22 protein-coding genes are annotated in these 24975 nt (G+C 72.1%); 16 read left to right on the top strand and 6 right to left on the bottom strand.

Features of this window, described 5'->3' with window-relative positions:
* The first annotated feature begins 64 nt into the window (after window positions 1-64).
* The 5 genes from yajC to CLT68_RS17545 all read left to right on the top strand — a co-directional run bounded on the left by yajC (window position 65) and on the right by CLT68_RS17545 (window position 7193).
* On the top strand, window positions 65-421 hold the full coding sequence (yajC, locus tag CLT68_RS17525; RefSeq protein ID WP_231927316.1) for a preprotein translocase subunit YajC: 357 nt from the start codon (window positions 65-67) through the stop codon (window positions 419-421).
* A 279-nt stretch (window positions 422-700) separates the two neighbouring features.
* Window positions 701-2623: a protein translocase subunit SecD gene (secD, locus tag CLT68_RS17530; protein ID WP_199177072.1), complete on the top strand. Its 1923-nt coding sequence runs from the start codon at window positions 701-703 to the stop codon at window positions 2621-2623.
* A 1-nt stretch (window position 2624) separates the two neighbouring features.
* Complete coding sequence (secF, locus tag CLT68_RS17535; protein WP_099852218.1) at window positions 2625-3818, top strand: protein translocase subunit SecF; 1194 nt, start codon at window positions 2625-2627, stop codon at window positions 3816-3818.
* An 88-nt stretch (window positions 3819-3906) separates the two neighbouring features.
* Complete coding sequence (locus tag CLT68_RS17540) at window positions 3907-4473, top strand: adenine phosphoribosyltransferase (RefSeq protein WP_088951624.1); 567 nt, start codon at window positions 3907-3909, stop codon at window positions 4471-4473.
* A 197-nt stretch (window positions 4474-4670) separates the two neighbouring features.
* Complete coding sequence (locus CLT68_RS17545) at window positions 4671-7193, top strand: RelA/SpoT family protein (protein ID WP_099852219.1); 2523 nt, start codon at window positions 4671-4673, stop codon at window positions 7191-7193.
* A 66-nt stretch (window positions 7194-7259) separates the two neighbouring features.
* Here CLT68_RS17545 and CLT68_RS17550 read toward each other — a convergent pair whose 3' ends face one another.
* Window positions 7260-8102, bottom strand: coding sequence for a peptidylprolyl isomerase (locus CLT68_RS17550; protein WP_099852221.1), 843 nt, complete (start codon window positions 8100-8102; stop codon window positions 7260-7262).
* A 61-nt stretch (window positions 8103-8163) separates the two neighbouring features.
* Window positions 8164-9042, bottom strand: coding sequence for a peptidylprolyl isomerase (locus CLT68_RS17555; RefSeq protein WP_099852223.1), 879 nt, complete (start codon window positions 9040-9042; stop codon window positions 8164-8166).
* Window positions 9043-9312: 270 nt separating this feature from the next.
* Between CLT68_RS17555 and CLT68_RS17560 the strand changes: the two genes are divergently transcribed.
* From CLT68_RS17560 to CLT68_RS17570, 3 genes are all read left to right on the top strand, one after another.
* Entirely contained in the window at window positions 9313-10029 is a 717-nt protein-coding gene (locus CLT68_RS17560) for an MBL fold metallo-hydrolase (protein ID WP_099852224.1), read from the top strand.
* Window positions 10030-10100: 71 nt separating this feature from the next.
* The gene (gene hisS, locus CLT68_RS17565) at window positions 10101-11429 is read left to right on the top strand and encodes a histidine--tRNA ligase (protein WP_099852225.1); all 1329 of its coding nucleotides are present in this window, start codon (window positions 10101-10103) and stop codon (window positions 11427-11429) included.
* A gap of 71 nt (window positions 11430-11500) precedes the next feature.
* A complete protein-coding gene (locus CLT68_RS17570) occupies window positions 11501-12442 on the top strand; it encodes an acyl-ACP desaturase (protein WP_088947421.1) in 942 nt (313 codons plus the stop codon).
* Window positions 12443-12556: 114 nt separating this feature from the next.
* Here the strand turns inward: CLT68_RS17570 and CLT68_RS17575 are convergent, their stop codons facing one another.
* The gene (locus CLT68_RS17575) at window positions 12557-13063 is read right to left on the bottom strand and encodes a PaaI family thioesterase (protein WP_088947422.1); all 507 of its coding nucleotides are present in this window, start codon (window positions 13061-13063) and stop codon (window positions 12557-12559) included.
* A gap of 55 nt (window positions 13064-13118) precedes the next feature.
* Between CLT68_RS17575 and CLT68_RS17580 the strand changes: the two genes are divergently transcribed.
* Together CLT68_RS17580 and CLT68_RS17585 are read left to right on the top strand one after the other, a co-directional pair.
* The gene (locus CLT68_RS17580) at window positions 13119-13595 is read left to right on the top strand and encodes a winged helix-turn-helix transcriptional regulator (protein ID WP_088947423.1); all 477 of its coding nucleotides are present in this window, start codon (window positions 13119-13121) and stop codon (window positions 13593-13595) included.
* 288 nt (window positions 13596-13883) lie between these two features.
* Window positions 13884-14930, top strand: a complete 1047-nt coding sequence (locus CLT68_RS17585; RefSeq protein ID WP_099852227.1) for a S1 family peptidase — start codon at window positions 13884-13886, stop codon at window positions 14928-14930.
* 112 nt (window positions 14931-15042) lie between these two features.
* Here the strand turns inward: CLT68_RS17585 and CLT68_RS17590 are convergent, their stop codons facing one another.
* The gene (locus CLT68_RS17590; RefSeq protein ID WP_099852228.1) at window positions 15043-15696 is read right to left on the bottom strand and encodes a DUF998 domain-containing protein; all 654 of its coding nucleotides are present in this window, start codon (window positions 15694-15696) and stop codon (window positions 15043-15045) included.
* A 73-nt stretch (window positions 15697-15769) separates the two neighbouring features.
* Entirely contained in the window at window positions 15770-16504 is a 735-nt protein-coding gene (locus tag CLT68_RS17595; RefSeq protein WP_099852230.1) for a DUF998 domain-containing protein, read from the bottom strand.
* Window positions 16505-16659: 155 nt separating this feature from the next.
* Between CLT68_RS17595 and aspS the strand changes: the two genes are divergently transcribed.
* The 4 genes from aspS (at window position 16660) to CLT68_RS17615 (ending at window position 21319) form a co-directional block, all read left to right on the top strand.
* Window positions 16660-18465, top strand: a complete 1806-nt coding sequence (aspS, locus tag CLT68_RS17600; RefSeq protein WP_088947427.1) for an aspartate--tRNA ligase — start codon at window positions 16660-16662, stop codon at window positions 18463-18465.
* A 93-nt stretch (window positions 18466-18558) separates the two neighbouring features.
* Complete coding sequence (locus tag CLT68_RS17605; RefSeq protein WP_099852232.1) at window positions 18559-19371, top strand: sugar nucleotide-binding protein; 813 nt, start codon at window positions 18559-18561, stop codon at window positions 19369-19371.
* Window positions 19372-19433: 62 nt separating this feature from the next.
* Entirely contained in the window at window positions 19434-20042 is a 609-nt protein-coding gene (locus CLT68_RS17610) for a winged helix-turn-helix domain-containing protein (RefSeq protein ID WP_099852233.1), read from the top strand.
* Window positions 20039-21319: an MFS transporter gene (locus tag CLT68_RS17615; protein WP_099852235.1), complete on the top strand. Its 1281-nt coding sequence runs from the start codon at window positions 20039-20041 to the stop codon at window positions 21317-21319. The genes CLT68_RS17610 and CLT68_RS17615 overlap by 4 nt, the downstream gene beginning before the upstream one ends.
* A gap of 40 nt (window positions 21320-21359) precedes the next feature.
* Here the strand turns inward: CLT68_RS17615 and CLT68_RS17620 are convergent, their stop codons facing one another.
* Entirely contained in the window at window positions 21360-22100 is a 741-nt protein-coding gene (locus CLT68_RS17620; protein WP_099852236.1) for a GNAT family N-acetyltransferase, read from the bottom strand.
* Window positions 22101-22240: 140 nt separating this feature from the next.
* Here CLT68_RS17620 and CLT68_RS17625 point away from each other — a divergent pair, with 140 nt between their 5' ends.
* Window positions 22241-22462, top strand: coding sequence for a hypothetical protein (locus CLT68_RS17625; protein WP_088947432.1), 222 nt, complete (start codon window positions 22241-22243; stop codon window positions 22460-22462).
* 74 nt (window positions 22463-22536) lie between these two features.
* Window positions 22537-24075, top strand: coding sequence for a replication-associated recombination protein A (locus tag CLT68_RS17630; protein WP_099852238.1), 1539 nt, complete (start codon window positions 22537-22539; stop codon window positions 24073-24075).
* Window positions 24076-24975 lie beyond the last annotated feature (900 nt).

Genomic DNA, 24975 nt, shown 5'->3' on the forward strand with positions numbered 1-24975 from the left:
GCGGTCTGTACAGGACGTGAGAATCCGCCTCCGCTCCGGCACCCCGGTGCCGGGCAGGTGGCTAATGGGAAGGTCAGTAACCGTGCATTTGGCAGCAGCGGGTGGCGGGGCCGGCGGTTTCACGCCGATCCTGATGATCGCCCTGCTCTTCGGTGTCATGTACTTCATGATGATCCGGCCCCAGCAGAAGCGCCGCAAAGAGGCAGAGGCGATGCAGTCCAACCTCGGCCCCGGCGACGAGGTCGTGACCATCGGTGGGCTCTACGGCACGGTCACCGGCATCGAGGACGACACCGTCCTGATCGAGGTCGCTCCGGGCGTGCAGACCCGCTACGCCCGACCGGCCATCGCCCGGGTGGTCACCCGCGCGGAGCTGCCGAGCGAGCCGGTCACCGAGGACGCGGACGTCGTCAAGGAGTGACCCTCCCTCCCGGGGGCGGCGAGTCCGGCGTACGGCCGGTCGACCGGCTTCCGGGCCGCCGCGCCCGACGGGGCAGCGGACGAGACGTGAAAACTGGATAGTTGGGTCGACGCCGGGCGTCGGCACGTTCCCGTGACCGTCGGCGTCCCCACGCCGGCGTGACCGGTCCTCGTGTCGGCACCTCGTCGGCCCAGGGCCGACCCGTCGGCCGGGACCCCCGGCCCGACACCCGCCGCCGCTGCGCGCAGCGGCGCGACCGTACAGGGAGACAGGACAGCCGTGGCACCACCTCAGGGACAGATGCGCCCCGGGCGGCAGCTCGCCGTGCTCGGGTTCATCTTCGTCGTCCTCTACCTTTTGGTGTTCTTCTCGGGTGCCAGCGGCAGCCTGAAGGACCGGCTCGAGCCCCGGCTCGGTCTGGACCTCATCGGCGGGACCCGGGTGACGCTGGAGGCGACGAACAGCGTCGACGGCAAGCCTCCGACGGCGGAGAACCTCGAGGAGGCCCGCCAGATCATCGAGAGCCGCGTCAACGCGTTCGGCGTGGCCGAGGCCGAGGTGGTCACCGAGGGCAACCGCAACATCGTCATCTCCCTGCCCGGTGAGAACCGGGACCTCACCGACGTGGGCAGCGCCGCCGAGCTGCGCTTCCGCAAGGTGCTCAAGGCCGCCGACGGCAGCGGGACGGCCGCCGTGCCGCCGCCGGCCGCCACGCCGGCCCCGTCCGGCAGTGCCGTGCCGACCCCGTCCGGCAGCGCGGTCCCGACCCCGTCGGGCAGTGGCGCGCCGAAGGCGACCTCCTCGCCCAGCGGCGGTCAGGGCGGGATGGCCCCGGCGTCGCCGAGCGTCACGCCGACCCCCTCCGCGTCCGCGTCCGCGCCCGCTTCGCCGAGTGCCGCCGCCCCCACGGCGAGCGCCAGCACCGAGCCGGTGCCGGCCAGCATCGAGGAGCAGCGCAAGGCTGTCGAGCAGAAGGTGGGCGCGGCGTCGTGGCAGGCCGCCAACGGTCTGCAGGCCCCCGCCGACCTGGCGTCCGACCCGTCGCTGGCCGACAAGCTCAAGCCGTTCGGCACGCTGACGCCGCAAGAGGTGGCGGTGCTGCCGGCGCAGATGCAGTTCAACGTGCCGACGATCGGTTGCGCGCAGCTCGACAAGCGCCCACCGGCGTCGATCTCCGACCCGAAGCAGCAGGTCGTCTCCTGCGAGGACGGCGCCTCGAAGTACCTGCTCGACCAGGCCAAGGTGCTGGGCACCGACGTGGACGACGCCGACGCGGTGCTCGACCAGACCAACGCCTGGGTGGTCAGCCTCGACTTCACCGGCAACGGCCAGGGCAAGTGGACGGCGCTGACCCGTGAGGCGTTCAACAACGAGGGTCAGGCCTGCGACGCGACCGCGCTGGGTCAGGACGGCAAGTGCCGGGTGGCCGTCGTGCTGGACAACGAGATCGTCTCCTCCCCGGAGATCCAGGGCGTGCTGACCGGCAACTCCCAGATCACCGGCAACTTCAACCAGAAGGACGCCAGCACGCTGGCCGGTCAGCTGCGCTACGGCGCGCTGCCGGTGACCTTCGAGCAGCAGGAGGCGCAGAACGTCACCGCCACGCTGGGTGCCAGCCACCTGCGCGCCGGTCTGCTGGCGGCCGGCATCGGCATGCTGCTGGTCATCATCTACGCGTTCTTCTACTACCGGCTGCTCGGCTCGGTGATCTTCCTGAGCCTGATCCTCTCCGCGCTGCTCGTCTTCGGCGCGCTGGTGGTGCTCGGCCGGCAGATCGGCTTCACGCTCACCCTCGCCGGCATCGCCGGCATGATCGTGTCGTTGGGTGTGGCGGCGGACTCGTTCGTCATCTACTTCGAACGGTTGAAGGACGAGATCCGGGAGGGGCGCAGCCCGCGTAGCGCGGTGCCCCGCGCCTGGATCCGCGCCCGTCGGACGATCATCTCGGCCAACGCGATCACCCTGCTCTCCGCGGTGGTGCTCTACGTGGTCTCGGTCGGCACGGTCAAGGGCTTCGCGTTCGCCCTCGGCCTGGCCACGGTCCTGGACCTGGTCGTGGTCTTCCTCTTCCGCCACCCGATCATGACCATGTTCGCCCGGACCCGGGCGTTCCTGTCCCCGCGGGTCAGCGGTCTGGGCCGGGCGCTGCCGGCCCGCAACCAGCCGACTCAGCCCCGCAACCCGCGCGCCAAGGAGGCCTGAGATGGCTGAAAACGGTCTGGCGAGCCGCCTCTACAACGGCGAAGCCGGTCTCAACGTCGTCGGCAAGCGCAAGGTCTGGTTCGGCGTCGCCGGGGTCCTGATCCTGATCGCGCTCCTCAGCTTCGGGCTGCGTGGCTTCAGCCTCGGCATCGAGTTCGCAGGCGGCAACTCGTTCCAGGTGCCGGCCAGTGTCGGCACCCTCGAGGACGCCGAGCGGGAGGTCAACTCGGCCCTCGCCACGGAGAACACCGGCGTCGAGGTGGTCACCGCCCAGAAGGTCGGCGGCACCGGCGGCGACACCTACGAGCTGCGTACGGCGCAGCTCGACGCCGACCAGACCACTGCGGTCAAGGCCCAGATCGCCGAGGACCTCGGCATCGACCCGGGTCAGATCAGCAGCAACCAGGTCAGCGAGGCGTGGGGCAGCCAGGTGACCGAGCGGGCCGTGCTCGGTCTGGTCATCTTCATCGCGCTGGTCATGGTCTACCTGATCCTGCGCTTCGAGTGGCGGATGGCGGTCGCCGCGGTCGCCTCGCTGATCACGAACCTGATCCTCACCGCCGGCATCTACTCGCTGGTCGGCTTCGAGGTCACCCCGTCGACGATCATCGGCTTCCTCACGATCCTGGGCTTCGCGCTCTACGACGTGGTGGTGGTCTTCGACAAGGTGCAGGAGAACACGCGGGGCATCACCGCCAACAACAACCAGACGTACGGCGAGGCGGCCAACCTGGCCGTCAACCAGAGCCTGATGCGGTCGCTGAACACCTCGGTGGTCGCCCTGCTGCCGGTCGGCGGTCTGCTCTTCATCGGTGCCGGCCTGCTCGGCGCCGGCACGCTGAAGGACCTGGGCCTGGTGCTGTTCGTCGGTATGGCGGTGGCGTTCCTGACCTCCATCCTGGTGGCCACCCCGCTGCTGGCGCTGCTGAAGAACTACGACCCGCGGATCCAGGCGCACAACAAGCGCGTCCTGACCCGGCGGGGCGCCCTCGCCCGCGGCGAGGTCACCTCGAAGGGGGCCGCGAGCTCGGCCCAGGCCGACGCGACCGACGAGCCGCTCGACCCGGACGCTGCCGCGCTGGCGGGTGCCGCCCCCAAGGTGGGCGCCCGGCCGGCGGGCAAGCGGCCGACCGGTGCCCGGGGCGGTCGCCCGGGTGGCGGCGGCAACCGGCCGGGTGGCGCCAAGCGGCGCTGACCCGAACGGAAACACCCGAACGGCGTCCGGCATGCTGTGTGAGCAGCACTGCCGGACGCCGTCGTCGTTGAAGGAGAGCGGAACAGCCGTGACGGAGACCCACAGCACCGAGGCGCGCGGGGACAGCGGCCCGGAGGCCGCCCGACTGGTCGCCAGCCGGGTGCTGGACGTGCCCGACTTCCCCAAGCCCGGCGTCCTGTTCAAGGACCTGATGCCGTTGTTCGCCGACGGGAAGGTCTTCCGTGAGGTGATCGACGGGATCGTCGCGTACCACGGGCGGGACGCTTTCGACGTGGTGGTCGGCATCGAGGCGCGCGGCTTCGTCGTCGCGGCGGCCGTCGCCTACGCGGCCGGGGTGGGCGTGGTGCCGGTGCGCAAGGCCGGCAAGCTGCCCCGCCCGGCGCACTCGGTGTCCTACGCCCTGGAGTACGGCGAGGCCACCCTGGAGGTGCACGAGGATGCCTTCACCGCCGGGCACCGGGTCCTGGTCGTCGACGACGTGCTGGCCACGGGCGGCACCGCCGAGGCGACGCTGGACCTGGTCGAGCGGGCCGGCGGCACCGTCACCGGCTTCACGGTGCTGCTGGAGCTCGGGTTCCTGGGCGGGCGCGAGCGGTTGGCGCAGCGTCCGGTGCACGCCTTGCTGACCGTTTGAGCAGTTCGACACGCGGCTGACCGTTTGATCCCAGATCCGGCGGACACTGCCGGCGTCGACCGTCCGGCGGAGCGGCAGGGGGCCTTCGGTGCGGGTAGCATTGCCCTTTGCTGACGCCGGCCGCACACGTCCGGCGAGGCGAGACCAGGCCGGCCGATGTTCGGTCGGTGTGTTTCCGGCGAGCGGTGAGGAGGCCGGTGTCCCACGATGTCGTCCCTCCGGCGGAGGGCACGGTGCACCCGACAGGCGACGCTGACGGCTCGGTGACTGACCGGACAGGCGACGCGCCGGCCCGGGTGGCGGGCACCGGCAACGGCTCCGGCAAGGCTGCGGGCGAGACCACTGTCCGCCCGATCAGCGGCCCACCGAGCGTCGAGGCCGCGCCCGGCGCCGACGGGGTTGTGGTGCCGTTCCCGACCGACGCGGGCATCGACCCGTCGCCGAGCGGTGGCTTCGGGCTGTCCAACGCGCCCACCGGCCGGCGGGTCCGGGCCCGGCTGGCCCGGTTCAACGCGCCCTGGCAGACCTCGCAGGTCAGCGAGGTGCTGGAGCCGCTCATCGCGAGCCACCGGGACAACCACCCCAAGGCCGACGCCCGGCTGCTCCAGCGCGCCTTCGACACGGCCGCGCGGTGGCACTCCGGGCAGTACCGCAAGTCCGGCGACCCGTACATCACCCACCCGCTCGCGGTGGCGACCATCCTCGGCAACCTGGGGATGGACACCACCACGCTGGTCGCCGCGCTGCTGCACGACACCATCGAGGACACCGAATACACCCTCGACCAGATGCGCGCCGACTTCGGTGGCGAGGTCGCCCTCCTGGTCGACGGCGTCACGAAGCTCGACAAGGTCAAGCTGGGTGACGCGGCCAAGGCCGAGACGATCCGCAAGATGGTCGTGGCGATGGCCAAGGACCCCCGGGTGCTGGTGATCAAGCTGGCCGACCGGCTGCACAACATGCGCACCCTGACCTTCCTGCCCCGCCCCAAGCAGGAGCAGAAGGCCAAGGAGACGCTGGAGATCCTGGCGCCTCTCGCGCACCGGCTCGGTATGAACACGATCAAGTGGGAGCTGGAGGACCTGTCCTTCGGCACGTTGTTCCCGAAGCGCTACGAGGAGATCAACCGGCTGATCGGGGAGCACCAGCCGCAGCGCGAGACGCTGCTGCGGCAGGTCACCCAGAAGGTCGGCACCGACCTGAAGGCCGCCAAGATCAAGGCGGAGACCACCGGGCGGCCGAAGCACCTCTACTCGATCTACCAGAAGATGATCGTGCGGGGTCGGGACTTCAACGACATCTACGACCTGGTCGGGGTGCGGATCCTGGTCGACACGGTTCGGGACTGCTACGCGGCGCTGGGTGTCATCCACGCCAACTGGCAGCCGGTGCCGGGCCGCTTCAAGGACTACATCGCGATGCCCAAGTTCAACATGTACCAGTCGTTGCACACGACTGTCATCGGGCCCACCGGCAAGCCGGTGGAGATGCAGATCCGCACGTACGCGATGCACCGCACCGCGGAGTTCGGCATCGCCGCGCACTGGAAGTACAAGGAGCACAAGGGCACCCAGATCGTCGGCCCGCCCGCACACATCGACGAGATGACCTGGCTGCGGCAGCTGCTCGACTGGCAGCGTGAGGCGGCCGACCCGAGCGAGTTCCTGGACGCGCTGCGCTTCGACCTGTCCAGCCAGGAGGTGTACGTCTTCACCCCGAAGGGTGACGTCATCCCGCTGCCGACCGGGTCGACGCCTGTGGACTTCGCGTACGCGGTGCACACCGAGGTCGGGCACAAGTGCATCGGGGCGCGGGTCAACGGCAAGCTGGTGCCGTTGGAGTCGACGCTGTCCAACGGCGACGTGATCGAGATCTTCACGTCGAAGTCCGAGACGGCCGGCCCCACGCAGGACTGGCTGGGCTTCGTCAAGAGCCCCCGCGCCCGGACGAAGATCCGGCAGTACTTCAACAAGGAACGGCGCGAGGAGGCGATCGAGGCCGGCAAGGACGCGATCGTCAAGGCCATGCGCAAGCAGGGCATGCCGTTGCAGCGGATGCTCACCTCCGACGCGCTGATGTCGATCGCCCGGGACCTGCACCTCGCCGACGTGGCCTCGCTCTACGCGGCGGTCGGCGACAGCCAGGTCTCCGCGCAGTCGGTGGTGCAGAAGCTGATGGCCGCGTACGGCGGCGAGGAGGGCGCGGCGGAGGACATCGCCGAGACCGCCGTCGCCACCCGGCCACCGCGCAGCCGGCAGAGCAGCAGCGACCCCGGTGTCGTGGTCCGGGGCGTCAGCGACGTCTGGATCAAGCTGGCCCGCTGCTGCACGCCGGTCCCACCGGACTCGGTGTTCGGCTTCGTCACCCGCTCCGGCGGGGTGAGCGTGCACCGCGACGACTGCGCCAACGCCGAGGACCTGCGGGCGCAGAGCGAGCGCGTGGTCGAGGTGAGTTGGAAGCTCACCTCCGCCTCGACGTTCCTGGTCGCGATCCAGGTCGAGGCACTGGACCGGCACAAGCTGCTGGCCGACGTCACCCGGGTGCTGTCCGACGAGCGGGTCAACATCCTCTCCGCGACCGTCACCACGACCCGCGACCGGGTGGCGGTGAGCCGGTTCAGCTTCGAAATGGCCGACCCGAAGCACCTGGGCCACCTGCTGGCCACGGTCCGCAAGGTCGACGGCGTCTTCGACGCGTACCGGGTCACCTCCGGCGCCTGACGCGTACCCCGGACACGACAGCGCCCGCCGGCTCAGCCGGCGGGCGCTTCGTCGTGCGCGCGGGGGTCAGCCCTGTGGGTTGCTCATGGTGAGGTCCTTGATGATGACCTCCTTCTTCGGGTGGCCACCGCCGGCCTGCTGGGCGAAAGCCCCGTCGTCGCCGGCCTTGGCCACGTCCTTGACGATGTCCAGGCCACCGGTGATGGTGCCCAGCACCGTGTACGCCGGGTCCAGCGGCGAGTCGCCGTAGACGATGAAGAACTGGCTGCCGGTGCTGCCCGGCTGGCCGGAGTTGGCCATCGCGATGACACCCTCCGGGTACGGCGGGCGCTTGTCGGTGGGCAGGTTCTCCTCGGGCAGGCGGTAGCTCGGGCCACCCTGACCGTCGGTCTCCCGCCAGCCGTTGCCGGTGGCGCTGGGGTCACCGCACTGCAACACCTTGATGCCCTCGGTCACCAGGCGGTGGCACTTGGTGTTGTCGAAGAAGTTCTTCTCCGCCAGGTAGGTGAAGCTGCCCGCCGTGCACGGCACCAGCGACCGGTCGACCTTGGCCGTGATCGGGCCGAGGTTGGTGTCGATCGTCATGGTCTGCACGCCCTTGGCGTACTGCTCGTTGCTCGGCACCCCGACGTCCTTGATCTGCGGGGGCCGCTGCTCGGCCGGCAGCGCGTTGAACACGCACTCGGACGCCCCGGCCGCGGGCGCGGCGGTGTCGTTCTTGTCGTCGTCGTCGCCGCCGAGGCTCATCGCCAGCCAGACGGTGCCGGCGACCACGAGCACCAGCGCGGCAGCCGCGCTGACGATCGCCTGCGTCTGCCGGCGCTTGCGGGCCTTGGCCGACCGCTCGGCCATCTCCTTCTCGAGCCGGGCGCGTGCCGCCGCGCGCTGCCGCTCTCTGGTGGACGTCACGCCTGGATCCTCCTGGGCTGTCTGCTGCTGAGTGCCGCTTGGGGTGGGTGGTGGCGCCCGGTCAGCCGGCGCTCGGGCTGCTGGCCGGGGCGCCGGAGGCCGAGGGTGCGGCGCCGGTGACCGGCTCACCGACCGTGAGGCTCTGGATCGTCACGTCGGTGCTGGGCTTGACCTTGGCCCCGGTCCCATTGTCCACGGTCGGGAGGGCGCCGATCTTCTCCACCACGTCCAGCCCGCCGGTCACCCGGCCGATCACCGGGTACTTCGGGTCGGCGGTGGTGAAGTCCTTGAAGAAGATCAGGAACTGGCTGCCGTTGCTGCCCGGCGGGTTGGAAACCATCGCCACGGTGCCCTTCGGGTACGTCGGCGGCTGGCCGGGGGCCGGGCTGGCCGACGGGGACGCCGACGGCACGGTCGGCACCTCCTCGTCGTAGAACGAGTAGGTGGGCCCACCGAGGCCGGTGCCACTGGGATCGCCGCAGTGCAGCGCGCCCTCGGTGGTGATCTCGTGGCACTTGGTGTTGTCGTAGAACGACCGGCTCGCCAGGTGGGCGATGCTCGCCGCCGCGCACGGGGAGTTGGTCAGGCTCAGCTCCGCGGTGATCGGCGCGCCCTGGTTGGTCGTCACCGTCATCGCCCGGGTGCCGTCGGTGGGCAGATCCTTGGTCGCCGGCGTGCCGACGTCCTTCAGGTTGGTGTTGGCCGTGGCGTCCTGCGGCGTCCAGAGGCAGGTGTCCTCCGCGGCCGTGTTCTGCTTCGAGTCGGAGTCGAACGCTCCGAGCGCCCAGGCCGAGCCGGCCACCACCAACACGAGGATCAGGGCGGCACCGACACCGGCCTGGATCTGCCGACGGCGCCGCGTCGCGGCAGCCCGGCGAGCCAACTGCCGGTCGAGCTTTTCCCGCGCCAGTTTGCGCTGCCGGTCCCTGCTGGAAGCCACCCGTGCTCCCCTTTCCTCTACCTGGTCGTCGCCGGCGACCGGGCGTCCCGGCCCGTCCGGGCGTCACGTGTGTCGCGCCACACGCCCGCCAGAGTGTACGGCTAGCGACTGGGAATGTGGTGTACGAGGTTCCACCCCATCCCGAGCAGCGCTTATCGGGCGTTGTCACTGTGCCGTACGGGGCGCGAGGGGCGGACGCGGCAAAGTCGCTCGGCACGCCCGTTAGGCTGCTGGCAGGACGACAGCTGCTCGACGGAAAGGACAGCGCCTGTGCTCGTGGCCGGCTTTCCCGCGGACGCCTTCGGCACCAACTGCTACGTGGTTGCCACCGCGCCGGGGGAGCAGTGCGTGGTGGTCGACCCCGGGATCGGGGTGCTCGACCAGCTCGACGCGCTGCTCGCCGAGCACCGCCTGCATCCGGCCGCCGTGCTGCTCACCCACGGCCATCTCGACCACACCTTCTCGGTCGCGCCGGTCTGTGGTGCGCGCGGCGTCACCGCCTACGTGCACCCGGGCGACCGGGAGATGCTGGCCGACCCGTCCAAGGGCCTCTCGGCCGACCTGACGTCGCTCTTCGGCGGTCGGTTGACCTACACCGAGCCGGAGGACGTGGCGGAGCTGACCGACGGCGCCACCCTCACCCTCGCCGGCCTGGAGATCGCCGTCGACCACGCCCCGGGCCATACCGGCGGGTCGGTGCTGTTCCGGCTGCCCGGCGCCGGGTCGGACTGGGAGGCCGACGAGCTGTGCCTCTCCGGTGACGTCCTCTTCGCCGGGTCGATCGGCCGCACCGACCTGCCGGGCGGGAGCATGCCGGCCATGCTCACCAGCCTGCGCGACAAGATCCTTCCGCTGGCCGACGACACCGTCGTGCTGCCCGGCCACGGCCCCGCCACCACCATCGGCCGCGAGCGCGCCAGCAACCCGTACCTCATCGAGGTGGCGCAGGTCGGCGGCGGCCGACCGGCGCCCACCCGGGGCCTCTAGACCTTCTCCGCGCCGCGCGCGGACCCACGACACCACCGCGCCGCGGGCGCGGCACCGCAAGGAGTACGCCGATGAGCAAGCCCACGCCCATCTCCGGTTTCCCGGAGTGGACCCCCGGTCAGCGGATGATCGAGCAGTTCGTGCTCGACCGGATCCGGGCCACCTTCGAGCTGTACGGCTTCGCGCCGCTGGAGACCCGCGCGGTGGAGCCGCTGGACCAGCTGCTGCGCAAGGGCGAGACCTCGAAGGAGGTCTACGTGATCCGGCGGCTGCACGCCGACGCGGAGGGTTCCGGTGGTGACGACCAGCTCGGCCTGCACTTCGACCTGACCGTGCCGTTCGCCCGTTACGTGCTGGAGAACGCCGGCAAGCTGGCGTTCCCGTTCCGCCGCTACCAGATCCAGAAGGTGTGGCGCGGTGAGCGGCCGCAGGAGGGCCGTTACCGGGAGTTCGTGCAGGCCGACATCGACATCGTCGACCGGGACACCCTGGCCCCGCACCACGAGGCGGAGATGCCCCTCGTCATCGGCGACGCGCTGCGCTCGTTGCCGATCCCGCCGGTGACGATCCAGGTCAACAACCGCAAGATCTGCGAGGGCTTCTACCGGGGCATCGGGCTGACCGACCCGGAGGCGGCGCTGCGCGCGGTGGACAAGCTCGACAAGATCGGCCCGGCGAAGGTGGCCGACCTGCTGGCCCAGACCGCCGGGGCGAGCGAGGCGCAGGCCAAGGCGTGCCTGGCGCTGGCCGAGATCTCCGCCCCGGACGCCTCGTTCGCCGACGCCGTCCGCGCGCTCGGGGTGAGTGACCCGCTGCTCGACGAGGGCATCGACGAGCTGGTCCGGGTGGTGGAGACCGCCGCCGAGCACTCGCCCGGCCTCTGCGTGGCGGACCTGCGCATCGCCCGTGGCCTGGATTACTACACCGGCACCGTCTACGAGACCCAGCTGCGCGGCTACGAGCGGTTCGGCTCGATCTGCTCCGGCGGCCGGTACGACAACCTGGCCACCGCCGGCGCCGTCTCGTACCCCGGGGTGGGGATCTCGATCGGGGTGACCCGGCTGCTCGGGTTGCTCTTCGGCGCGGGGGAGCTCTCGGTGTCCCGGGAGGTGCCGACCGCCGTGCTCGTCGCGGTGACCAGCGAGGAGCAGCGGACGGCCAGCAACCGGGTGGCCGAGGCGCTGCGGCGGCGCGCGGTGCCGACCGAGGTGTCGCCGAGCGCGGCGAAGTTCGGCAAGCAGATCCGCTACGCCGAGCGGCGCGGCATCCCGTACGTCTGGTTCCCCGGTGTCGACGGAGCGCCGGACGAGGTGAAGGACATCCGCTCGGGTGAGCAGGTCACGGCCGGTGCGCAGGAGTGGATCCCCCCTCTGGAGGACCTCAAGCCGTCTGTTGGGTGAGTCTCTCCACTGGCGCTGACGGCCGCGGGGACCTACGGTAGCGTAAGTTACGCCACCGTAGGGAGTTTCTTGTGACCGTCAGCACCACACTCAGTCAGACCGCTCTCCTCGTCGAGTTGGAGCCGGTGGTCGCACGCAACCTCGACCGCCACCTCACGCTCGCCAAGGAGTGGTTCCCGCACGAGTACGTGCCGTGGAGCGAAGGGCGGACCTTCGACGGGCCGCTCGGCGGCGAGGCGTGGTCGCCGACCGACTCGACCATCCCGGACGTGGCTCGCACCGCGCTGATCGTGAACCTGCTGACCGAGGACAACCTGCCCTCGTACCACCACGAGATCGCCACCCTGTTCGGCCGCGACGGCGCGTGGGGCACCTGGGTGCACCGGTGGACCGCCGAGGAGGGCCGGCACGGCGTCGCGATCCGCGACTACCTGACCGTCACCCGGGCCGTGGACCCGGTGGCGTTGGAGCGGGCCCGGATGACGCACATGTCCGAGGGCTACACCAACGCCCACGGCGACGAGGTGCTGCACTCGCTGGCGTACGTCTCGTTCCAGGAGCTGGCCACCCGGATCTCGCACCGCAACACCGGCAAGGCCACCGGCGACCCCGCCTGTGAGGCGCTGCTGGCCCGGGTGGCGGCCGACGAGAACCTGCACATGGTGTTCTACCGCAACCTGCTCGCCGCCGCGTTCGAGCTGGCCCCGAGTCAGGCCATGCGGGCCGTCGCCGACGTGGTGGCCGACTTCCAGATGCCGGGCAGCGGCATCGACGGTTTCGCCCGCAAGTCGGTGGCGATCGCCCTGGCCGGCATCTACGACCTGCGCCAGCACCGTGACGATGTGCTGCAGCCGGTGCTGCGCCAGTGGGACGTCTTCAACGTGACCGGCCTCAACGCCGACGGTGAAGCCGCCCGCGAGCAGCTCGCCGGCCAGCTGGACAACCTGGAGCGCGCCGCGAGTCGCTTCGAGGAAAAGCGCGACGCCCGAGCCGCCCGCCTGGCCCTCCGCTAAATCCCCACCCCTGCCCCTACCCCCACCCCGCCCCACCGGGTTGATCAAGAGCTTTCGGTCACCGTGAGCCCGTTTCCTGACCGAAATCTCTTGATCAACTCAAGGGGGGTGGGGTTAGGGGAGGGGGAGGATCAGGCAGGTGCTGGTGGCGTGGGCTATCAGGCGGGCGTCCGCGTCGGTGATGCGGGCCTCTGCCAGGGCCGTACGCCGGCCACGTTGCAGCACAGTGCCCTCGCAGCGCAGCGTGCCGCTGTCGACAGTCACCGGGCGGAGGAACTTCACGTTCAGGTCCAGCGAGGTGTAGCCGACGCCAGCGGGCAGGGTGGTGTGCACGGCGCACCCGGCGGCGGTGTCCAGCAGCGTCGAGAGAACGCCACCGTGGACGGTGCCGAGCGGGTTGTAGTGGAACTCCTGCGGGGTCAACTCGACGCTGACCCGGCCCTCGTCGGCCTCCATCCGGCTCATGTCGAGAAGGTGCATCACCGGCGGCGCGGCCAGCTCGCCGGCGATCATCGCCCGCAGCATGTCGATGCCGCTGCGTCGGCCGATCTGGGCGGCGTTGGCCGCCGGGTCCGCCCAGCTGAAGGTCCGGCTGCGCGCCGGTTCCTGCGTCTGCGTCATGGACGCAGCCTGGCAGCAGGTTGCTGAGTCTGTCAATGAGACCTAGCCTGGTCGGATGCGACCCGCGGCACTGGACTGGTCGGTGGACAACTGCACCATCGCCCGTGCGATGGAGATCCTCGGTGAGCGGTGGACCCTGGTGGTGCTCCGCGAGGTGTTCACCGGCGTACGCCGCTTCGACGACATGCGGGTGCGCACCGGCATCCCGCGTCAGGTGCTGACCAACCGCCTCGCCACTCTGGTCGAGCAGGGCGTGCTGAGCCGTGAGCCGTACCGGGAGCCTGGCAGCCGGTTGCGCCACGAGTACCGGCTGACGGAGAAGGGCCTGGACCTGTGGCCGGTGCTGGTCGCCGTGCTCGGCTGGGGCGACCGGTACCTCGCCGGCCCGGAGGGTCCGCCGCTCAGCGTCGCTCACCGTGACTGTGGCGCGCCTGTTCGTGTGGACCTGCGCTGCGCCGAGGGGCACGACGTGGACCAGCCGCGCGACGTGGTGCCGCGCCCGGGCCCCGGAGCCCGCCGCCGTACGCCCTGACGCGAGGCGCCCGCACCCACCCGGCACCCGGTGTCGGGTAAGGCATCGACGATCGTGCGCGCGAAAACCATGCGGGTGTGACGGTGGTTGTTCACCAGCGTGTCAGGGGTGTTGCGGCATTGCGGCCTGTCAAGATCGCCAAATCCGGGCGAAACCAGGCCTTGTCAATGATCTTAAGTATGTGAATACTTCAGTTCACTCGACCGGTTTTCGCAGATCGGCCGGGTTGCCCTCGGGTCAGCCGTTCCCCCCGGCGTGACCCGTCCCCCCGCCCAGGAGGTTTGTTACATGCGACCCACGAGGTCCTCATTCCGCGTCGCGGCCACCGTCGCCGTGTCCGGATCCCTGGTCGTCGGCGCGCTCATCGGCGCACCCGCCCAGGCCGCTCCCGCCGCCTCGCCCGATGCCGCCGCGGCGCTCTCCGCGGCCCTCGGTGACCGCTCCGCCGGCTCGTACATCGACGCCAGCGGCAAGTCCGTCGTCACGGTGACCGACGCCGCCGCCGCCAGCAAGGCGAGCAAGGCCGGCGCCGTCGTCCGCTACGTCACCCGTGGTGCCGGCGAGCTCAACCGGGCCACCGCGGACCTGGAGCGGTCCGCCAAGATCCCAGGCACCGCCTGGTGGAGTGACCCGGTCACCAACCAGGTCGTCGTCTCCGTGGACAGCACCGTCACCGGTGCGAAGCTGGAGCGGGTCAAGGCCGCCGCCGCGCGGGCCAACGGCGCGGTCCGGGTCGAGGCCGAGGCCGGCGTGCTCAGCACCCGGATCTCCGGCGGCCAGGCCATCTACGCTGGCGGGGGCGGGCGTTGCTCGCTCGGCTTCAACGTGCGCAGTGGCAGCACCTACTCGTTCGTGACGGCCGGGCACTGCACCAACATCGCGTCCAGCTGGTACTCGAACTCCTCCCAGAGCTCGCTGCTCGGCACCCGTACCGGCACCAGCTTCCCGGGTAACGACTACGGCATCGTGCGGCACAGCAACTCGGCCAACGCGGCCGGCAACGTGTCGCTCTACAACGGCAGCTTCCGCGACATCACCGGCTCCGGCAACGCGTCGGTCGGCCAGTCGGTGCAGCGTTCCGGCAGCACCACCGGCCTGCGCAGCGGCTCGGTGAACGCGACCAACGCCACGGTGAACTACGCCGAGGGCTCGGTCTCCGGCCTGATCCGCACCAACGTCTGCGCCGAGCCGGGCGACAGCGGCGGCTCGCTGTTCGCCGGTGGCACCGCCCTGGGCCTGACCTCCGGTGGCAGTGGCAACTGCCGCACCGGCGGTACGACCTTCTTCCAGCCGGTCACCGAGGCGCTCAGCCGTTACGGCGTCAGCGTCTTCTGATCCAGTCACCGCCAGCGGGCCGCCGGATTCCTCCGGCGGCCCGTTCGCTGTCCTGGCTACCCGCCTCCACGGTGCGCACCGCGTACCTCAGAAAAAGCGCGGCGCCGAGCGGTCAGCCCGGCCGCCGTCCGGAGGCCAGCGCGGCGAGCACGGCGGCCAGCGGTACGACCGCCTCGGCGGCCGCCACCAGCCGCTCCGTCAACCCGATCCACGCGCCGTCGGTGAAGAACTCGACGGCGAACCAGCCGAGCAGTCCGAGGAGCACCGCCGTCACCGCGAGCGCTGTCCGGCGGACGCGCGGAGCCGACCCGTCCGGTGGATCGCGCCGGGTTCGGCCGAGGGGCGGTGCCGCTCGACGGGGCACCGTCGGTGCCGCTCGGTGGGGCACCGCCAGGGCGGGCCAGACAGCCAACGCCACGAACGCCACCCCAGCGGCGACGACGTGCGTCGTCGAGCCGCCTCCCGGGTGTTGCGGGAACGCCACCAGCACCAGTGTGGCAAGGCCGCCCAGGGCGAGCAGCCCACGACCCGCCGGTGCCGCGACGACCAGGCCGAGTGCGGTTGCCAGGTGACAGATGCCCAGGCCAGCCAGCCCCACCGTCATGATCCAGCGTTGGTCGGCGTCGGCGGCGGCGAGCGCGCTGATGGTCTGCCGGACGGGGTCGAACTCGTCGGGTTGGGCGGCCTGCGCCAGCGTCCACCCGCCGATCAGAAACAACGGTGCGCCAGCGGCCGACAGCAGGGCCCAGCGGGGAACGGCGGACATCGGGTGAGCGTAGCGGTGCGAACGGCCCCACTCCCGGGCCCGACGCCTGGCGTTCGGGCCGATACACCGTGACCTACGGCAGCCGATCGGGCCCTCGAGGAGTGGGCCCGATTGTGGGCCCGAGCGGATCCGGGGGTACGACGCCGCCGGTCGGCAACGTCGGGCCGATGGCTGTCGCACCGCCGACGGCCCAGGCCAGGTGCGCCCGCCGGGCGGAGAGGATGGCCAGCAGTGGCCAGAGTGAGACCGCCACCGCCGTCACCCGCTCGGCCAACCCGGTGCGGGACCCGCTGGTCACCTCGTACGCGCACCACCCGAAGAGCGCGAGCAGCACCACCGTGGCGCTCAGCCCCACCGCCCGACGGAACGCCCAGGGCGGGTCCGGCCTGCTCGGGTGCTCGGTGTCGTGCCCGTGCGGAAGCCACAGCGCCGAGCCGGCCGGCCAGAGCGCCAGGGCGAGCACCGCCACTGTCGCCGCGATGCCGTGGCTGAGCGAACCGCCGACAGTGGGCCGGGGGAACGCGACCAGCGCGATGGTCGCCACCCCGCCGACGGCGAGCAGGAAACGGCTGGGCAATCCGGCCGCGTGCAGCACGGCGGCGACGGCCAGGTAGCAGCACCCGAGCAGCACCAGCGCGGTGATCATGATCCAGGCGTCGACGGCCTCCTGCCCGGCCAACTCACTGATGGTGTCCCGGATCGGGTCGTAACCGGCGGGCTGCCGCGCCTCCGCGACCGTCCAGCCGGCCACCAGCAGCAGGGGTGCGGCAGCCGCCGTGGCGACGGCCCAGTTCGGTACGGCGCGCATTTCGCCACGTTAACCGGCATGGCGGCTGGCTGAGTCGGGTTCGGCGGGCTGCCCCACCTGCGAATCGCGTCGGCCTGCCGGGTGCCCCGGAGGCAGGGCGGCCACCCCTGACAGAATGCCGGTGAGGACTGTTCCACGATGAGGAGTTGCCAGCCGTGATCCGTACCCACAATGCCGGAAGCCTGCGCGCCGCGGACGCCGGCTCGACGGTGACGCTCGCCGGCTGGGTGGCCCGCCGGCGCGACCACGGCGGGGTCATCTTCGTCGACCTGCGCGACGGTTCCGGTGTTGTCCAGGTGGTGTTCCGTGAGGAAGATGCGCACGCGTTGCGCAACGAGTTCTGCGTGAAGGTCGTCGGTGAGGTGACCCGCCGACCGGCCGGCAACGAGAACCCGGAGCTGCCCACCGGTGAGGTCGAGGTGACCGTCGCCGACCTGGAGGTGCTCTCCGAGGCGGCGCCGTTGCCGCTGCCGGTGGACGACCAGATCGAGGCCGGCGACGACATCCGGCTCAGGTACCGCTACCTGGACCTGCGCCGCAGCGGCCCGGCGAACGCGCTGCGGCTGCGCTCGCGTGCCAGCCACCTGGCCCGGGGCGTGCTGCACGAGCGGGACTTCCTGGAGATCGAGACGCCGACGCTGACCCGCTCGACGCCCGAGGGCGCCCGTGACTTCCTGGTCCCGGTGCGACTTCAGCCCGGCAGCTGGTACGCGCTGCCGCAGTCGCCGCAGCTGTTCAAGCAGCTGCTGATGGTCGGCGGCATGGAGCGGTACTACCAGATCGCCCGCTGCTACCGCGACGAGGACTTCCGCGCCGACCGGCAGCCCGAGTTCACCCAGCTCGACATCGAGATGTCGTTCGTCACCGAGGACGACGTGATCGACCTCGGCGAGGCGATCGTGTCGGCGCTCTGGAAGGACCTGGCCGGGCACGAGATCAGCCAGCCGATCCCGCGGATCACCTGGCACGACGCGATGGCCCGGTACGGCTCCGACAAGCCGGACCTGCGCTACGGGGTCGAGCTGACCGAGCTGACCGACTACCTGCGTGGCACCGAGTTCCGGGTCTTCGCCGGGGCGATCGACGCGGGCGGCTACGTCGGCGCGGTCGTGATGCCGGGTGGTGCGGCGCAGAGCCGCAAGGAGCTGGACGGCTGGCAGGACTGGGCCAAGGCGCGCGGCGCGCGCGGCCTGGCGTACGTGGTGCTGGACGCCGAGACCGGCGAGGCGCGTGGCCCGGTGGCGAAGAACCTCTCCGCCGAGCACCTGGGCGGGCTCGCCGACACGGTCGGCGCCAAGCCGGGCGACGCGATCTTCTTCGCCGCCAGCGCCACCACCCGGGAGGCGCAGGAGCTGCTGGGCGCGGCCCGCGTCGAGATCGCCAAGCGGACCGGGCTGATCGACGAGAGCGCCTGGGCGTTCTGCTGGGTGGTCGACGCGCCGATGTTCGAGCGCACGGACGAGGGCGGCTGGACGGCCGTGCACCACCCGTTCACCTCGCCGAACTCGGAGTGGGTCGACCGGTTCGAGGAGGCTCCGGACCGGGCCCTCGCCTACGCGTACGACATCGTCTGCAACGGCAACGAGATCGGCGGCGGGTCGATCCGTATCCACCGTGGTGACGTGCAGAAGCGGGTCTTCGACCTGCTCGGCATCACCCCCGAGGAGGCGCAGGACAAGTTCGGCTTCCTGCTGGAGGCGTTCAAGTACGGCGCCCCTCCGCACGGCGGCATCGCCTTCGGCTGGGACCGGGTGTGCATGCTGCTCGCCGGCGCCGACTCGATCCGCGAGGTCATCGCCTTCCCGAAGACCCGGGGCGGCTTCGACCCGCTGACCAGCGCTCCCACCCCGATCACCGCCCAGCAGCGAGCCGAGGCCGGCATCGACGCCAAGCCCAAGCCGCCCGCAACGGCCCACACGGGAACGGCCGGCCCCGCAGCCCCGGTAGCAGACCCGGTCTGACCCGCTCCTGCTTGGTTGATCAAGAGGTTTGCGTCATCATCGCCCCGCGAGATGACGCAAACCTCTTGATCGTCGGTGGGGGAGTGGGCTGGGATGCGGGTGCTTGTTGTCGGGGGTAGTGGGTTACTCGGGCGGTCGGTTTGTCGGCGGGGCGTCGGCGCCGGCTGGTCGGTGGTGGGGACGTTCCACTCCGGTGAGATCGCCGTGCCGGGCGTTGCGGAGCGCCGGCTGGACGTGACCGACCGGGCCGCCGTGCGCGCGCTGGTCGCCGATGTGCGGCCGGACGCCGTGGTCGGGACCCCCTATCGGTACGACGACTGGGCGGTCACCGCCGACGGTGCCGCGAACGTTGCGGTCGCCGCCGCCGAGGTGGATGCCCGACTGGTGCACGTGTCCAGTGACGCGCTGCACGCCGGCCGACCCACGCCGTACGCCGACGACGACCCGCCCACGCCGGTGCACGCGTACGGCGCCGCGAAGGCCGCCGCCGAGACCGCCGTGCGGGCGATCGACCCCGGCGCGGCCCTGGTGCGTACCTCGCTGATCCTCGGGGAGGGCAGCAAGCAGATCCAGCTCTGCCGGGAGGCGCTCGCCGGCCGGGCCGTCCTGTTCAGCGACGAGCTGCGCTGCCCGATCGACGTCACCGACCTTGCTGACGCCGTACTGGAACTGGTCGCCTCCTCGTACGCCGGTCTGCTCAACGTGGCCGGCCCGGACGCCGTGAGCCGGGCCGAGCTGGGCCTGCTGGTCGCCGAGCGGTACGGCCTCGACCCGGCCGGGCTCAAGACCACCACCGGGGCCGCCGTCGGCCTGTCCCGCCCCCTCGACGTACGCCTCGACTCCGCTCGCGCCGTCGGCCTGCTGCGCACGCGACTGCGTGGGGTACGCGAACTCCTGGCACCCTGACCCTGCACACTTCCTGTGCATAACTCTTGTGCATAAGAAGCGTGCAGAGATAGTGTGCGGTCATGGCGAACGACGAAGCGACCCCGCGGCCGGCGCCGCGTGAGGTACGGATCGACAAGCGGCAGGTCCGGGTGCTGGCGCACCCGCTGCGGATGCGGCTGGTCGGGGCCCTGCGTGTGAAGGGCCCCGCCACCGCCACCACCCTGGCGGAGCTGCTCGGCACCAACACCGGCGCGACCAGCTATCACCTGCGCCAACTCGCCGAGGTCGGGCTGGTCATCGAGGATCCCGACCGGGGCAGCGGGCGGCAGCGCTGGTGGCAGGCCGCGCACGACGTCACCAACTGGGATCCGACCGACTTCGACGACGATCCCGACGCCCGCGCCGCGATCGAGTGGATCCAGGGCGACCAGGTGCGCCTCCTCGCCGACACCGCCGACCGCTGGTTCGCCACCCAGCACGAGTGGTCGCCCGCCTGGCGGGACGCCTTCGGCATGAGCGACATCTTCATGACCATTCCGCCGGCCCGGCTGAAGGAGCTGGAGGCGGAGGTGTGGCAGGTGCTGGAGCGCTACCACCGTGAGGCCGACACCGCGGACTCGACCGACCCGGAGGCCCGGCCGGTGCAGGTCTTCCTGGCCGCCTACCCGTTGCGCGAGGGCCTCCAATGAGCGCGCTGACCGTACGCCAGGTCCGGCGTCGTTACCTCACGCTCTACGGCCTGCGCTGGCTGCCCACTGGTCTGATGATCCCGGTCATGATCCTGCTGATGCAGGAGCGTGGCCTGTCGCTGCCGCAGATCGGCCTGGTCGGCACCGCGCAGGGCCTGCTGGTGCTGGCGCTGGAGTTGCCCACCGGCGGGCTCGCCGACGCCCTCGGCCGCCGGCCGGTGCTGCTCGCCGCCGGAGCGATCAACCTCGCCTCGTTGGCGCTGTTCGCGGTGGCCGACTCGTTCGTGCTGTTCTTCGTGGTCTGGGCCCTGCAGGGGGTCTACCGGGCGTTGGACAGCGGCCCGCTGGAGTCCTGGTACGTCGACGCCACCCTGGCCGCGGACCCGGAGGCCGAGTACGAGCGCGGCCTCGGGTACGCCGGCACCGTCATCGGCGGTGCGATCGGTGGTGGCGCGCTGCTCAGCGGCGGTCTCATCGCGCTCGGCCCGATCGGGCCGGTCAGCGCGCTCACGGTGCCCGTGCTGGCCGCCATCGTGGCGCAGGCGGCGGCGCTCGTCGCGTTGGTCGTGCTGCTTGTCGAAGAGCGGCCGGCCACCGGGTTCGCGGCGCTGCGGGCCTCGGTGGTCCAGGCGCCCCGGATGATCGGCCAGGCCGTCGGGCTCTTGCGTCGCTCCCGGGTGCTGCTGGCGTTGGTGGCCGTCGAGCTGTTCTGGGGCTTCGGCATGGTCACCTTCGAGTCGCTGCTGCCGGTCCGGCTCGCCGAGGTGATCGGTGATCCGGAACGCGCGGCGGCGTTGCTCGGGCCGGCGAACTCGGCCGCCTGGCTCGCCTCGGCGGCCGGTGCGGCACTGACCCCACTGCTGCTGCGTTGGTTCGGCGCCGCGCCGGGTGCGGCCCTGCTGCGCATCCTCCAGGGTGTGACGGTGGTCGGGATGGGCTTGTTCGCCGGGCCGGTCGGCGTGCTGGTGGCGTACCTGGCCTGCTACGCCGTGCACGGCGCGTCCAACCCGCTGCACAGTGGGCTGCTGCACCGGCAGGTCGACGGCCCGTACCGGACCAGCGTGCTCTCGCTGAACTCGATGATGGCGCAGCCGGCCGCCGCCCTCGGTGGGGTGGTTCTCACCGCGCTGGCCGCCGCCACCAGCGTCGGCACCGCGATGGTGGTCGGCGCGGTGGTGCTCGCCGTCGCCGCCCCGCTCTACCTACCGGCCTGGCTGGCCGGGCGCCGCGCCCCCGCCGCCGAGCCGACGGCGGTTCCCGTACCGGCCGACCGGTGAGGACGAGGTGCCCCTGTCACGGCAAGGGGCACCTCACGTCTCACCCGAGGCGGGCCGAGCTGAGCGGGAGGGTGTTGGTGAAGCCCAGTCGACGGTAGAGACGTGCGGCCCCGACGTTGTCCGTGTAGACGCCCAGCGCGACGGTGTCGTGGCGGGCCAGCAGCGCCCGGGTCATGCCGGCGGTCAGGGCGGCACCCAGGCCCCGACCCCGTTGGTCCGGGGCCACGGTCAGGCCGGCGAGGAAGCCCACGTCGCTCTGACTGCGATCCGCGCCGCAGGCCACCAGCCGGTCGCCGGACCGGATGCCGTACCAGGCCACCACCCGTGGATCGCCGGGGCGGGAGGTGCTGCTCGGGAACGCCTCGTCGATCAGCGCCTCCAGCGCGGGACGGTCCGCCTCGGCGAGTCGCACCACCCGGTGCTCGTCGGCCTGTGCCGGCGGTGCCGTGTCGGTCCAGTGGAAGTCCCAGTCGCGGTGCTCGGTCACCGTCAGCCGGTCGGCCAGCAGACCGCGATCGTGGCGGGGCAGGTGCAGCCGCTGCCCCGGTTGCAGCAGCCCGTCGGCCGCCAGCGCGGCACAGGCCTCGATCGCCGCCCCGGCCGGGCCGATCGCGCAGCCGGCCGGCCCGTGCTCGGGCGACACCTTCCACACCACGGCGCCGTCGCGCCGGTAACCGCGAGCCGGTGTGCCCGGTCCGAGCGCGTGCCGGGCGAACGGGTGGTGGCCCACGGCGGCCAGGATGGCACGGCGATCCTGGAGCACCGGGTCGTCGATGATCATGCGCACCAGCCTAGGAGCCGACGGTGCGACGCCCGCGCCGGGCAGCGGCGACGCAACCAGATCCACCGTGGAGATTGACGAGTGGACCGATTGGGTACATCACGCGCCGACCTACTGGGAACCCCCACCGGAGGACCGACATGCTCGCCATTCTCGCGGCCATCGTCTTTGGCTTTGCCCTGCTGCTCGATCTGCTCAACACCGACTTCGGCGCACCTGACCTGTTCAACTGGAACACCCTCGTGCTCATCGGGCTGCTCCTGCTCTCGCTCTACCTGGCCGGCGTGGGCAGCGGCCCGCGCAGCGGCGGCGGCGGTGGCGGCGGCCGCTGGTACCGGGGCCGTCGCCCCGGTCGCGGCTGACCGGAACCGATCACCGGTGGCGGGCCCACGGCGCGATTCCGGCGTCGTGGGCCCGGCCCGGTACTGTCTTCGTGATGGAGTCCGACGCCCTCTTCTCCCTCGGTGAACCCGCCGGGTCGCGCAGCGCGCCCGACGGCCCCGCCGGTGTCGACGGCTTCACCGCGGTGGCCGACGACTCGCCCCTGCCCGTCCGGATGCGCCCGGTGACCCTCGACGAGCTGATCGGTCAGGACCACCTGCTCGCCCCCGGCGCCCCACTACGGCAGCTGGTCTCCGGCGGCGCCCCGCTGTCGGTGATCCTCTGGGGCCCGCCGGGCAGCGGCAAGACCACCATCGCGCACCTGGTGGCCGGGGCGACCGACCGCCGATTCGTCGCCATGTCGGCGCTCTCCGCCGGCGTCAAGGACGTGCGGGCGGTGATCGAGGCGGCCCGTCGCCAGCGCCGCTCGGGCGGCCCGCAGACCGTGCTCTTCATCGACGAGGTGCACCGGTTCAGCAAGACCCAGCAGGATTCGCTGCTCGCCGCCGTCGAGGACCGCACTGTCACGTTGCTGGCGGCGACCACCGAAAACCCGTACTTCTCGGTCATCTCGCCGCTGCTGTCGCGGTGCGTGCTGCTGACCCTGCAACCGTTGGACGACGCGGCGGTGCGGGGCCTGCTGCACCGCGCGGTCACCGACAAGCGCGGCCTGGACGGCGCCCTGACCCTGACCCCGGAGGCCGAGGACCACCTGGTCCGGCTGGCCGCCGGTGACGTCCGCAAGGCACTCACCGCGCTGGAAGCGGCGGCGGCCTCCGCCACGGCGCTCGGCGCCGGGCGGATCGACCTCGCCACCGCCGAGCAGGCCGTCGACGTGGCGGCGGTGCGCTACGACCGCGACGGCGACGCCCACTACGACGTGGTCAGCGCCTTCATCAAGAGCATGCGCGGTTCGGACGTGGACGCCGCAGTGCACTGGCTGGCCCGCATGCTGGTCGCCGGCGAGGACGCCCGGTTCATCGCCCGACGCCTGGTCATCTTCGCCAGCGAGGACGTGGGCATGGCCGACCCCGGTGCCCTGAGCGTGGCCACCGCCGCCGCGCACGCCGTCGAGTACGTCGGGCTGCCCGAAGCGCAGCTCAACCTGGCCCAGGCGGTGATCCATCTGGCGACGGCGCCCAAGTCGAACTCCGCCACCACCGCCATCGGTGCCGCGATCGCCGACGTGCGGGCCGGTCGCGGCGGTTCGGTGCCGCGAGGGCTGCGCGACGCGCACTACGCCGGCGCCCGAGGGTTGGGCCACGGCACCGGCTACCGCTACCCGCACGACGACCAGCGCGGTGTGGTGACCCAGCAGTACGTCCCGGACGATCTGGTGGGCACCGACTACTACCAGCCCAGCCCGCACGGCGCCGAACGGTCGGTGGCCACCCGGCTGCCGCTGCTGCGCCGGATCGTGCGGGGTCTGCCGGCCCCGACCGTCCGTCCGGACGCTCCGACAGCCGAGCCACCTGTAACGGCACAGGCCGCGTCGGCGCTACCTGGCGAGACCGGTCGCCCGGCGACCGGCACGGGCGCACCCGGCACGATGCAGGACAGCGGCACTGACGCCGCAGGAGAGGGTCAACAGTGAGATCGCGTGGTGGGGACCGCCCGGACGAGGGCCCGGACGAGCGGCGCGATCCCCGCGCCAAGTCGCGTCGCTGGGGTCGGGGGCGGGCCGCCGAGCCCGAGCCCGAGGAGCCGGTCGCCGGCGAGGAGTTCGGCTGGATCGACGACCTGCGCTCTGCCAAGCAGCAACGCACCGAGCTGGGCCCGGACGGCGCCCCGGCGGAGCCGGGCCGTCCCGCTGCGGGTGCGCCGGCCGCACCGGCGGGGCCGCGTACGGGTACGCCGGCAGCGCCGGCCGGTGGACGCGGCGGTGCTCCGGTGCCGCCGGAGGCCCCGGCTCCACCCGCGCCGCGCCAGACCGACCCGGGTGCCGGCCCGCGTCGACCGGTTGACGGCCCCTGGCCGGGGGAGGCGCCACCCGCCGGCCGCCGCCCGGATGAGCGGCCACCCGCGGCCAGCCCCGGTGCACCCGCCCCGGGCCAGCCGGCGCGCCGAGGAGTGCAGCCGGCACCCGCTGCGCGTGCCGCCGTACCACCAGCGCCACCCACCGCCCGACCAGTTGGCGGCGACCAGGCCGGCCCACCGGGGCCTCGCCCCGACGCGCCCGGCGGCCCGGTCCGCTCCCGCCCTGCGGCGGTTCCGCCCGGCCCACCCGTGGGCCCTCCGACCTCCGGCGCCCCGACTGGTCGCCGTCCGGATGCCGCCGGTCCGACCGGTCGCCGTCCGGACGCTGCCACGCCCGGGGGTAACCCGGACGCCATGCCACCGTTGCGCCGACCGGACGCCGGAGCGCCGGGCCGCCGACCGGGCCCCGAGCCTGTCGAGCCCGGCCGTGCGGTGCCGTCTGCCGACGGCACGCCCGCCGGTCGCCGGTCCGCCGGTCCAGCACCCGATCCAGCGCGGGGCACCGGGCCGTCCCCCG

The sequence above is a fragment of the Micromonospora sp. CNZ299 genome (genome assembly GCF_002754415.1).